Source organism: Streptomyces sp. NPDC020681 (assembly GCF_044334895.1).
Taxonomy (GTDB): domain Bacteria; phylum Actinomycetota; class Actinomycetes; order Streptomycetales; family Streptomycetaceae; genus Streptomyces.
The window spans coordinates 183,809-196,488 of the sequence record NZ_JBIRTX010000003.1 but is presented as its reverse complement, the minus strand read 5'-3'; the positions used below and the strand labels follow the sequence as shown (position 1 = coordinate 196,488).

Genomic DNA, 12,680 nt, shown 5'->3' with positions numbered 1-12,680 from the left:
CAGGGAGCTGTTTTCCATGAGCGCCGAGTCCACTGGTTCCCGCGGATTCACCTACTGGCGGCTGCGCTTCCGTGCGTGGCGTGGCAGTCGGCCCTTCTGGGCAGGCCTGTTCACACTGCTCGGTGGCATCCCGATCGCCTACTTGCCGTACGCCGACCTTCGGCTCGGCAATCTCACGCTCGCCATGGCCACCACGGCGGGAGCGGGCTCGCTGATCATCGGCGTCCTGCTGATGACGCTCGGTCTGACCATGTGGTTCCACTCCGTTGTACGGGTGTTCGCGGGTGTCGCCAGCATTGTGCTCGCGCTGATCTCGATCCCGGTCGCGAATATCGGCGGCTTCCTGATCGGATTCCTGCTCTCCCTGATCGGTGGTGCACTGTCGATCTCTTGGGCAGCCGCCAAGCCGGCGGCCGAGCAGCCTGTCGACCGGTCCGAGCCGGAAGAGACTCCGGGCCCGGACGGCGATGGTGGCGACACGGATTTTCCCGAGCCGCGCGCTGACCAGGGATACGACCCAAACGTGACCGGAACGACTGCCCACGCCAACGGCGGGAGGAACAGTGCGGGGTGACGAAACGCAGCTGAACACGGCTGATGGTGGTGATTCCACCAGAGTGAGGACCGGACCGCGGCACGCGGCTCCCAGGAAATCGCTCCTGACCAAGCTGCAGAAACCCGCGGGCAAGGCGATAGCCCTGGCCGCGATGCCCACCGCCGTATTTGTGGGCATGGGCCTCACCCCGAAGCTGGCACTGGCCGAGGACAAGGACATTCCTTTCGCCCCGGGTCCGTGCGTGACGCGCTCGGACGAGCCGGCGGAGTCGGAGTCTCCCAAGCCGACGGAGTCTGCCAAGCCGTCCGAAGAGCCGACCAAGACGCCTGAGCCGACGCCGAGCGGATCGGCCGACGACAACGCCGACGAGCCCGAGCCGGGCTCGACGCCGTCCGCGTCCGACCCGGGCAACGAGGCGGACGCGCAGGCCCCTTCGGAGTCCGAGCCGAGCTCGACGCCCACGCCGACGCCGAGCGAGACGAAGAACCCGCTGGACCCGCTGGGTCTGGGTGACGCGCTCAAGGACCTGTTCGACGGGAACGAGGAGCCGACGGCCACCCCGACGCCGACGGCCTCCGAAACCACCAAGCCCGAGGACGAGCCGTCGTCGACGCCGTCGACCGAGCCCTCGTCGGAGCCGTCCGAGAAGCCGTCGACGAACCCCGTCGACGAGGTCACGGACGGGGTGGACAAGGCCAAGGAAGCCATCAAGGACGCGGCGGACAAGGCCGGGGCCACGACCGAAGAGCTGGACGACGCGGCGAAGGGCCTCGACCCGAAGAAGGACGAGGACATCCCGGACGGCGCGAAGCCGCGCTTCCCGTGTCCGACCGCGGACCCCGAGGCCCTGGCGGCGGCCGACCTGGAGCCGGGCATCCCGGCGCTCCCGGACGACCCCTGGGTCCTGGAGAGCTCGCTGCTCACCCTCAACGGCCTTGACTACAAGGGCATCGTCGAGGTGAAGACGGGCAGCGGCAAGGTCAAGAAGGTCCTGAAGTTCACCGCGTCGAGCGTGGACATCAAGGACCTGCACCAGCTGGTGGTCGGCCCCAACGGCACCACGGCGCACGTGACGTCGGACAAGGGCTCGACGTCGACGATCCGCAACGGCACGGTGACGATGTACACGGAGGAGCTGAAGGGCAACCTCTTCGGCCTCATCCCGATCACGTTCAGTCCGGAGACTCCGCCGCCGCTGAATGTTCCGTTCGCCTTCTTCACCAATGTGAAGGTGAAGCAGGCCGGCCAGTTCGGCGGGACGTTGACGGTCCCGGGCCTGCACAACTTCTTTTCTGGCGGCAACGCCAACTGACTTTCCGGGAGCCGCGGAAAGGCTGTGGGCCGTACCCCTTTCGGGGTGCGGCCCACAGTCGTTGTCACTTCAGCGAGCTGAGCGCCGTATGCCTGATGCGCTTGGTTCTGCCCAGTTCGGAGAACAGCCGCAGAACCTCCCTGTCATCAGAAGCTGCGACGATGCGGAGCTGGAGCCAGGTGGACCAGCTGTCGATCGTGCGACGTACCTCGGCGGTGGTGACGTGGCCGGAGTGAACCGCCTCAAGCAACTCCAGTTCCTGCACCCTGCGGCCCGAGAAATCGCGTACCGACGTGTCGAGGGCCTGCACCCAGGCAGCCCGTTCCTGTGGGTCGAGCCGTTCGAGTACTTCGACGACGACTGCAGAGGCAAGAGAGGTGTCCCGCTCCTGGGAGACGGCGCGGAGCAGGATCGGCAGCGCTTCGGCGACCTGCGTCGCGGCACGGTAGAGGTCCCAGCGGACATGACCGTCCGTGAAATCGGGCGCCGCCGTTCTTCCGAGGGCCGCTTCCAGCTGCCGGAGGAGTTCCAGCAACGGAGCTGTCGGCTCAGCATCCGCCATTTGCCTTGTGCCCTTCCATGGCAACCCGAATGATCTTCCTGATCTTACGGATGTTGTCCCTGCGACTCGCCGCACGGCGACCCCGGCATGCGCCATGGGCCGCACATCCCTCTGCGGTGGAAGGGTTGCTTATCAGCCAACTCTCGGCCGATAAGCGTCGTCACCTCCACTCCATCTTCACAGCAGCCGCACAGGTAATCCCCGTCATGAGCAGGGGATTTGCACACCCCGGATCGGGCGAACCCCCGTAAGTGCCTCGCGTCTCGGGCTCCGGGCGCTGAAGTCACCTCTTGCTCCGGGGTGTTGACCTGTGACTATGGTGATCGCCGCGCGCGCGTGAGTGGACCTTGACCGCTCCGCCATGACGCGCGCACATCAGTCGGCGGCCGGGGGGCCAGTGCCGCCACGGGGAGGGATGACCGTCATGCCGCGATACCGGCTCATTGCGAATGCTGTCTCGGTCGGCGCCGTCCGCTGCCCCTGTCTCCGCGCCGGGACAGCGGGCTGACCCGCGCGCATCGCCACCGCCTCTTGGGACGGTCGCCCCCGTCTGCCCTCGTTCGCTACGAAGGATGCCTCTCTTGCGCCCCAGACCAGGGTTGTTCAGATCCAGATCACGAAGAGCCGCAACTTTCACCTCTGTCGTCACGTCCGTCGCGGCCTTGGCCGTCCTCGGTGGCGTGGCTGTCCAGCCTGACGTGCTCAACCAGGTCGCCGGACAGCGCACGGCCCCGGCAAGCGACTCCTACGACTGGTTCGAGGACACCGCCGTCGAACAGTTGCGGCAGGACCAGTGCCTGATGGCCGATGTGCTGCGCCTGGGCGGGACGTCCATGGCAGCCACCGCGCAGGACGGCCTCAACCAGCCGCAGGACAAGCTGCACGAGCTGGCCAACAGGAAGCACTGGGAGGACACCCCGCTCGCCCAGGCGTACAAGAAGGACCGGGACGCGGCGTCCAAGGAAATGGACGCCCTCAACGCTGTGCGGGACACCTGGCAGAAGCCGCTCGACGGGCTGGAGACCCCCCGCGGCTTCACCGAGGTCGGCTTCCACTGGCCTCCGGGTTCGCCGGGTGACGGCAAGCAGGACTTCTACGGCCAGGCCGGTCTTTCGAAGTGGGTCGCCGACCGGTTCTGGAAGAACGACAGCGACTTCTACGAGGACCCCACGCCCGAGGCCGACGAGCAGACGGTGAGGGCCGTCAAGGATCTCGGCGCGCCGCTGTACGGCAAGGCCCCTGACCCGCAGCAGCCCGAGTGGGGCCGTCAGGTCGCCGAGCACAGTGCGTTCGAGTATCTGTCGGACTGGTCCCTGGAGCCCACCGGCTCGGACAATGCCCGTGGCTTCCTAGCCTCCGGCGGCTTCCCCCGTACTACCCCGCAGCCGGGAACGGCGGGGCACCGCATCGCGGTGGAGGACCTGAAGACCCGATTCGCTTCGTGCGCGTGGCGTGACCCGATCGACCCGAACAAGGTCCTTGGCGACATCTCCACCACGGCCGCGAACGAGTGGCAGCAGGAGATCGCCTCCCAGCAGACGCAGCGCAACCAGATCCTGACCGCCAACAAGGACGCCACCACGTCCCTCGCCACCGGTGCGAAGGCACTGGGCGACCTGCTGGGCCACTCCTGGGTGGCCGACCACCTCGCCCGCTGGCAGGACTACTGGGCAGCGGGCGGTGTGGGCTGGATCGGTGACAGCTATGTGACGATCGAGGTGCCGGGCGCGAAGGGCAACTGCCTGGACGTCGCGGGCGGCGCCAAGACCAACGGCACGCCGGTCCAGATCTACACCTGCAATGGCAGCGCGGCGCAGCAGTGGACGCTCGAGGGCAGTGAGGACGACCTCCACCTGCGCAACGTCGGCTCGTTCAGGTGCCTGGATGTGGCCGGGAACAAGTCGGCAAACGGCACGAAGATCCAGATCTCGGACTGCTACCAGTCCGAGGGACAGTCCTGGGCGGGTGACGTCCGTGCCGCCTCGCCCCTGAAGAGCGTCTCCACGGGCAAGTGCCTGGACCTGAGTGCGTTCACCAAGAGCACGGCCGCGCGGCTGTGGGACTGCAAGGACGCCAGTTCACAGAAGTTCCTGATCAAGCCGTCCGGCCACAAGGGCACGGACAGCCTGTCGTACCCGGACAAGGCACAGTTCGACAAGGCGAAGAAGGGCATCACCGACACCCAGGCGGCGGCGAAGAAGCAACTCGCTGCGATCAAGGCTCAGTTGGAGAACGCCAAGAAGTCGGCCACGGCTTCCGATGCGGCCCAGCAGGCGGCGTACGGGATCGCGGACGCGGCCGGCGCGCCGCGTGGTCGTGGTCTGCTGGTGGGTCAGCAGAAGGCGCAGGTCACCAAGGGTACGGTGGCCGCGCTGACTGCGATGGTGAAGGCTGGTGAGACCGCCGAGGCCGCCACCCGAGCGTCCGCCAGTGACAGTGAGACGATCGCGCAGCGAGCGCTGGCCCAGGCCGCGCAGGTCAACGCGGAGTTCCGCAAGGAAGCCGCGCACACTGCCGAGTTGCAGGCGAAGGCCGCGGCCGACGCGGCGAAGATCCACCGGGACAACGCCAAGAAGGACAAGGAAACCGCGGAGGCCAAGCTCGCCGTCGCGCTGAAGGCGGAAGCGGACGCGAAGGCGGCTGCTGCCGACGCGCACGCCAAGCGGCTCGCGGCGGAGGCCGAGGAGAAGACGGCCAAGGCGGAGAAGGAGACCGCCGCCGCCAAGCAGGCCGAAGCCAACCAGCACAAGCAGACCGCCCAGGCCGAGGCGGCGAATGCCAAGGACGCGAAGGAAAAGGCCGAAGCCGCCGAAGCTACCGCGGTCGAGAAGAAGAACGGCGCGGTCAAGGCCCGCGACAATGCCCGCGATCTGCGGGACGACGCGTGGGACGCCGCGCAGAAGGCCGATGCTGCCCGTGCCAAGGCGGATGCGAAGGAGGCGTTCGCGCAGGCCCACGAGTCCGACAGCAACGCCCAGGAGTCCAGGGCGGCAGCGGACGCGGCGAACGCGCACGCCGACGACGCCGAAGCGGCCGCCGGCCGTGCCCGCACCGCGGCGGATGCCGCCACCGAGGCGGCAGCGGAGGCGGACGCCGCGGCCACCCGCGCCGAGGCAGCCGCCAAGCGGGCCCGTTCGAACGCGGACGACGCCCAGGCCGCCAAGCTGAAGGCCGACGCAGCCGTCAAGACAGCGACCAGCGCCGTGGCCGACGCCATCGACGCGTCCGAGCACGCCTCCTCGGAGGCCAAGGCGGCCGTCAAGCTGGCAGACGAGGCGGAGAAGCTGGCCAAGACCGCCAAGTCGCATGCGGACGAGGCGAGCAAGGAGGTCGCCAAGGCGCTGGTCGCCTCGGCGAAGGCCGCGGGCTTCGCCCATGTCACCGCGCAGGCCGCGGTCGATGCCGGGAACGCTGCCGTCCAGGTCGCCAAGCCGGCGAACGACGCGATCCAGCTCGGCTCCCCGTATGTCACCACGGACTCGGCCGCGAGCCTGGTCGTGCTGACCGGGCAGGCGTCGAAGTCGATCGCCGACCAGCAGAAGGCGGTCGCCGACGCCCACGCCAAGAACGCCCAGGCGGAGGCCGCCGCGGCCAAGAACCTCGCCGAGCAGGCGCAGGGCGACGCGAAGATCGCCTACCAGTACGCGGCCAACGCCGCCGGTCACGCGGCGGACGCCCGCACCTACTCCAAGGAGGCTCTGGGCTACGCGGCCGACGCCGCCAAGGCCGCCTCGCAGGCATCGGCGTCGCTGGCGCGCACGATCGAGTACGACCGTCAGGCGACCGCGGATGCGGCCGCGGCCGACCAGGCGGCCGGGCGTGCCGAGGGCTACGCCAAGAATGCCCGCGAATCCGCCGACCAGGCCGCTCTCGACGCCCAGGCCGCCCGCGACGCCGCAGCCGCGGCGGAGCAGTCCGCCAAGGACGCCCGGGCAGCCGCGACACGTGCCGACGCCGCCGCCACAGAGGCCGAACAGGCGGCCAAGGACGCACTCAAGTACGCGCAGGAGGCACAGAAGGCAGCCGAAGAAGCGGCACGCAACGCCGCGAATAAGCAGGTCTCGACGGGTGCGGGAACCGGAGTCGGCGGCACGTGGTACGTGGTCGACGAGGACAGCATCGAGATCACCGACGCCGAGCAGCACGACCCCTGCGTAATCACGGTCGGTTTCGAGGGCTGCACCACCACGTTCACGGTCACCTTCAGCGCGGTGGTCGACTTCTTCCTCTGCACCAACCCCGACACGACGGCCAGCGCCGGTGGCTGCCCGTCTCAGGACACGCTTCTCATCGAGAGCAAGCGCATCCCGGGTCTGAAGAAGGACGTCACCCGGTACTTCACGAAGCTGGAGCTGATCCAGCAGACCCTCACCTACAAGCTCATCAAGGCGGTCCTGGTCCAGGACTTCGTCGACTGCTGGCACGGCAGTGCCAGCGGCTGCGCCTGGGCAGCGAGCAACTTCATCCCCGGCAAGGCGCTCGGCAAGGTCTTCGAGGGAATCCGTGCCCTGGACGCCGCGATGAAGACTGGCGTCGGTGTCCGTGATGCGTTCAAGGCGCTCAAGGCCCTCGATCTGGACCCCGCGACCCTCGCCAAGCTCAACGCCATCATCAACGCCCACGAAGACCTGTACACCGCCTGCAAGGTGAACAGCTTCCCTGGCACCACCGAGGTGCTGATGGCGGACGGCTCACACCGGCCCATCAACCAGGTGGGCGTGGGGGAGCTCGTCAAGGCCACGGATCCGGCTTCCGGCCAGTTGCGGGCCCGGCAGGTCACCGACACCTTCCAGCACGACACCCAGCGGCTCGTGGACATCACCGTTGCCGACGGGGGGAGACTGGCCAGCACAGCCGGCCACAAGTTCTATGTGGTGGACCGCGGGTGGACGCTGGTCTCCGACCTGCGCGTCGGCGACCGCCTGCGCACCCCGGACGGCTCCGTCCGCGCCGTGACCGCCCTCCACGACCGCTCCGGTCTGGCTCCGCGCACGGTCTACGACCTCACGGTCGACGACCTGCACACGTTCTTCGTGCTGGCGGGTGCCACTCCGGTCCTCGTTCACAACTGCAAGGTGGCGTTGGGGTGGCAGAGAGATGGCAAGCTCGACGAGTGGGCCGGGCTGCCCGAGAATATGTTCCACACCTTCTCCAACGTGTCCCCGAGGGACTTCGCCCGGATCGCGGAAATGGCCATCGCCGACCCGAGCGTGACGCTGCACATCAACATGACGGGACTGGCCAAAGAGGGAACCTTCATAGATGCTGCCCAGCGTGGCCTGAAGGGCGGTGAGGCCGGGGCTGCTGCCACGGACTACGAGATGTCCATGATCGCGAGGGCCCTCGCCAATGGTCAACGCCCGTGGAGTTCGATCAAGTTCTACTCCCCGTCGGGTCCAGATGGCGCCATGCGACTGGATCCCCCGACAGGTATGCCGGATCTATCGGTACTGAAGGGAAAACTTCCCCCTGTGAAGGGTTCGATCATCGGATACTGCCACTGCTGAGGAAGCGACAATGGATACCCACAGGAAAGACCTGTACCCGGACGTGACCGCTGCGGGCGGGCTTGTATCGGCGATGAAAGAGACCGCAAAGCTGCGCAGAGGCGAAATCTGGCCGGAGCCCTCGACCACCGACGGCATCATTATCAGGACGGCAAGGGGCCTCGTCTCGGTCGTTCCCGCGACCGAGGAGCGTCTGTTCCGGGTGCGTGTCCATATTCCCGGGTTCACGTGGGACATTTCCGGGTTCACCTGGGAGATCGGCTCGACGGACGATCTCAGGTTGCTCGTGGAGGCGGTCGCCGCGTGGCGGGAAGGTGTGCCGTTCGACGAGTTGGCAGCGAGATTCACGTTCCTGGAGCTCGACGAGTTCGCCAGGGCGCTCGAGAGGGGAGAGCCCACTTCTTCGCAGTGGGCCAACCTTCTGTCGGCCGAGTTCCACCGGAGACAATGGAACCTGCTGCGTCGCCTCCACGCGGATGAGGTACTGCGGCACATGTTCCCGGTGATCTCGCACGGTGCGGTCCGCCTGCGGGTGGATCTGTTCGACGGAGCGAGCCGTCAGGTCCGGGTGTATGAGCCGGACGAAGAGCGTTATGAGGTCTGCGCCGGGCTGCCCGGGGCCGACTGGGTCGAGGTGCCGACCGGTGATCTGATCGCGTATCTGCGAGCTGCCTTAAACGAACAGTGATCTCGGCAGATCGATGAAGTGGAAACCCCGCCGGGTGGTCCCTGGCGGGGTTTCTTCGTGTTACTTGCGCGTTCGACCAGATTCAGCTCACCGATCAACTGGACGTCACGCGACACGGTGCTGGGCTGCGCGTTCATGTCCTCGCGGTATGCCCGCAGTTAGGCGATAGGCCACCACGTGCCCCGCGCGCCACCTGCCGAGAGCGACCCCTCCCGCACCGGGCACGGTCGCCCCCGCCACCCCCGCCGACGCACCCTCCCAACCACGGACCCTGTCAGGACCGTTGACAAATCTGATACCTGCTAGAAACCTGTCACTCGCGTGCCGCAAAACATTGACTGATTCGCTCAATTTTGCAAGCAAGCACTGCGATTTCCCGGCAGGTGCCCTGCTCACTCGCCTGCTGCCGTTCCACGCTCGCCCTCCACCGGCGCACCGGCAGCCCGCCGCCTCATCGCTGGCCACGGTTCCGCCGCCCCACGGAACAAAGAGGACATCATGAGATGGACGCAACTCGGCCGGCGGCTGATCACCGCGCTGGTGCTCGCCGGACTGGTCGTTGTCGGGCTCATGCCCGTCACCGCCGCTGCGAGGACCTTCCCTGACGCACCCAGCAGCCGCTACGCCTCCGCCGCGGAAGGACCCAACCTCGCGCTGGGCAAGGCCGCCACGGCAAGCGGATCGCACGGGGAGTACCCGGCCGCCAATGTCGCCGACGGCAATCAGCAGAGCTACTGGGAAGGCCCGGTCGGCGCGTTTCCGCAGTGGGTTCAGGTCGACCTCGGGAGCAGCCTCAGCGTCAATCAAGTGGTGCTGAAGCTGCCGTCCTCCTGGGAGGCGCGCACCCAGAACCTCAGCGTGCAGGGGAGTACGGACGGGAGCGCCTTCAGCGCACTGTCCGGCCCGACCGCCCGGGTGTTCAACCCGGCCTCGGCCGCGGCCAATACCGTCACCATCGGCATCACCGCCACGAACGTCCGCTACGTACGTGTGCACGTGACCGCCAACACCGGGTGGAATGCCGCGCAACTCTCCGAACTGGAGGTATACGGCGAGGATTCCGGCAACCCGCCCCCGGCCGGCACCAACCTGGCCCGTAACAAGCCGATCGAGGCGTCCTCGACCACCCAGACCTACGTCGCCGCCAACGCCAACGACGACAGTGTGAACACCTACTGGGAGTCCAGCGGCTTCCCGGCGACGCTGACCGTGAAGCTCGGCTCCAACGCGGACCTCGAGGCCGTCGTCATCAAGCTCAACCCCGACGGGGCATGGGCGACACGGACGCAGAGTGTGCAGGTGCTCGGCCGTGAGCAGTCCGGCAGCGGGTTCACGTCGCTCAAGGACCGGGCCGACTACGGCTTCAATCCGTCCGGGAACCAGAACACCGTGACGATCCCGGTCACCGGTCGCTACGCCGATGTGCAGCTGAAGTTCTTCAGCAACACCGGCGCGACCGGCGGACAGGTCGCCGAGATGCAGGTCATCGGAGCCGCCGCGCCCAACCCGGACCTGACTGTCACGGAGCTGGCGTGGACTCCCGCCTCGCCGTCCGAGAGCGACTCGGTCACGGTGAACGCCACGGTTCGCAATTCGGGAACGGCCGCCGCCGGTGCCACCACCGTGAACGTGAGTCTCGCGGGCGCCGTCGCCGGCACCGCACCGGTGAGCGCGCTCGCCGCGGGCGAGTCGGCGACCGTCCCGGTCGTGGTCGGCAAGCGGCCCATGGGCAGCTACACCGTCTCCGCGGTGGTCGACCCGACCGACACGATCCCTGAGCAGGACAACAGCAACAACAGCCGTACGGCAGCGACCAGTCTGGTCGTCGGGCAGAGTCCCGGCCCCGACCTCGAGGTCACCGGAATCACCTCCAACCCGCCGAACCCGGCCGTCGGAGCGGCAGTCACCTTCACCGTCGCGGTGCACAACCGCGGGACCGCCGCCGTGAGCGCGGGCACGGTCACCCGACTCGTCGCGGGGAGCACCACACTCAACGGCACGACCGGCGCGATAGCCGCCGGCGGTACGGTCAACGCGGCCATCAGCGGCAGCTGGACCGCCACCAGCGGTGGAGCGACCCTCACCGCCACCGCCGACGCGACCGGCGTCGTCGCCGAGACCAACGAGAACAACAACGTGTTCGCCCGCTCCGTCGTGGTCGGGCGCGGCGCCGCCGTGCCGTATGCCGAGTACGAGGCGGAGGACGCGCAGTACCAGGGCACGCTGTTGCAGACCGACCCGAAGCGCACCTTCGGACACACCAACTTCGCCACCGAGTCCTCCGGCCGTGAGTCGGTGCGGCTGAACTCCCAGGGCCAGTACGTGGAGTTCACCTCCACCAGCCCGGCGAACTCCATCGTCGTACGCAACTCCATCCCGGACGCACCGGGCGGTGGCGGCAACGAGGCCACCATCAGCCTCTACGTCGACAACACCTTCGTACGGAAGCTGAGCCTGTCCTCCAAGCACAGCTGGCTGTACGGCAACACCGACAGCCCCGAAGGGCTGACGAACACCCCGGGTGCCGACGCCCGGCGGCTGTTCGACGAGTCCCACGCCCTGCTCACGCAGAGCTATCCGGCGGGCACGAAGTTCCGGCTGCAGCGGGACGCGACCGACTCAGCGGCGTTCTACATCATCGACCTGATCGACCTGGAGCAGGTGGCGCCGGCGGCGAGCCAGCCGGCCGGATGCACCTCGATCACCTCGTACGGAGCGGTGCCCAACGACGGCATCGACGACACGGACGCCATCCAGCGCGCCGTGACGGCGGACCAGAACGGCGAGATCGGCTGTGTGTGGATCCCGGCCGGGCAGTGGCGGCAGGAGCAGAAGATCCTGACCGACGACCCGCTCGACCGGGGCGAGTTCAACCAGGTCGGCATCAGGGACGTCACGATCCGCGGCGCGGGCATGTGGCACTCCCAGCTCTACACGCTCACCCCGCCGCACCAGGCGGGCGGTATCAACCACCCGCACGAGGGCAACTTCGGCTTCGACATCGACGACAACACCAAGATCTCCGACATCGCCATCTTCGGCTCGGGCACCATCCGCGGCGGAGACGGCAACCACGAGGGCGGCGTCGGCCTGAACGGGCGGTTCGGCAAGAACACCAAGATCACCAACGTCTGGATCGAGCACGCCAACGTCGGTGCCTGGGTCGGCCGCGACTTCTCCAACATCCCGGAGCTGTGGGGGCCCGGTGACGGGCTCGAGTTCAGCGGTATGCGGATCCGCAACACGTACGCCGACGGCGTCAACTTCGCCAACGGCACACGGAATTCGACGGTGTTCAATTCCCAGTTCCGTAACACCGGCGACGACGCGCTGGCAGTGTGGGCCAGCCGTTATGTGAAGGACCCGTCGGTCGACATCGGGCACGACAACCACTTCCGCAACAACACCATCCAACTGCCCTGGCGCGCCAACGGCATTGCCGTGTACGGCGGTTACGGCAACACCATCGAGAACAACCTGATCCACGACACGATGAACTACCCCGGCATCATGCTCGCGACGGACCACGACCCGCTGCCCTTCTCCGGGCAGACCCTGATCGCCAACAACGCGCTGCACCGCACGGGAGGCGCGTTCTGGAACGAGGACCAGGAGTTCGGGGCCATCACGCTCTTCGCGGCGGGGCAGGACATCCCCGGTGTCACCATCCGCGACACCGAGATCCACGACTCGACGTACGACGGTATCCAGTTCAAGACGGGAGGCGGCTCGATGCCGGGCGTCGCGATCAACAACGTCCGGATCGACAAGTCCAACAACGGGTCCGGAATCCTGGCCATGGGAGGCGCTCGCGGCAGCGCGACGCTCACGAACGTGACCATCACCGACTCGGCGGAGGGCAATGTGCTGATCGAACCGGGATCACAGTTCGTGATCAACGGCGCTGCCGGAGCGGCACCGGCGCCGAAACCGGCGGGACCTGCCGCCGGGGTGCGAGTACCTCCTCCGGCCACGCGACAGCCCTGACACGCGACAGCCCGTTACACAACGGTGCCCCGGCCTCCACCAGAGGCCGGGGCACCGCCCGCGTCGGC

6 protein-coding genes are annotated in these 12,680 nt (G+C 67.7%); 5 read left to right on the top strand and 1 reads right to left on the bottom strand.

Going from position 1 to position 12,680, the window contains the following annotated elements; genetic code table 11:
- Window positions 1-16 precede the first annotated feature (16 nt).
- The gene (locus ACH4YL_RS07970; RefSeq protein WP_398505908.1) at window positions 17-574 is read left to right on the top strand and encodes a DUF6114 domain-containing protein; all 558 of its coding nucleotides are present in this window, start codon (window positions 17-19) and stop codon (window positions 572-574) included.
- Entirely contained in the window at window positions 564-1,868 is a 1,305-nt protein-coding gene (locus ACH4YL_RS07965) for a hypothetical protein (protein WP_398505906.1), read from the top strand. The genes ACH4YL_RS07970 and ACH4YL_RS07965 overlap by 11 nt, the downstream gene beginning before the upstream one ends.
- Window positions 1,869-1,932: 64 nt before the next feature.
- Here ACH4YL_RS07965 and ACH4YL_RS07960 read toward each other — a convergent pair whose 3' ends face one another.
- The gene (locus ACH4YL_RS07960) at window positions 1,933-2,430 is read right to left on the bottom strand and encodes a hypothetical protein (protein WP_398505905.1); all 498 of its coding nucleotides are present in this window, start codon (window positions 2,428-2,430) and stop codon (window positions 1,933-1,935) included.
- Window positions 2,431-3,002: 572 nt separating this feature from the next.
- Here ACH4YL_RS07960 and ACH4YL_RS07955 point away from each other — a divergent pair.
- From ACH4YL_RS07955 to ACH4YL_RS07945, 3 genes are all read left to right on the top strand, one after another.
- Window positions 3,003-7,937, top strand: coding sequence for a ricin-type beta-trefoil lectin domain protein (locus ACH4YL_RS07955; RefSeq protein ID WP_398505904.1), 4,935 nt, complete (start codon window positions 3,003-3,005; stop codon window positions 7,935-7,937).
- 10 nt (window positions 7,938-7,947) lie between these two features.
- On the top strand, window positions 7,948-8,625 hold the full coding sequence (locus ACH4YL_RS07950; RefSeq protein ID WP_398505902.1) for a hypothetical protein: 678 nt from the start codon (window positions 7,948-7,950) through the stop codon (window positions 8,623-8,625).
- A gap of 498 nt (window positions 8,626-9,123) precedes the next feature.
- Window positions 9,124-12,612, top strand: a complete 3,489-nt coding sequence (locus ACH4YL_RS07945) for a CARDB domain-containing protein (RefSeq protein ID WP_398505900.1) — start codon at window positions 9,124-9,126, stop codon at window positions 12,610-12,612.
- The last annotated feature ends 68 nt before the right edge of the window (window positions 12,613-12,680 follow it).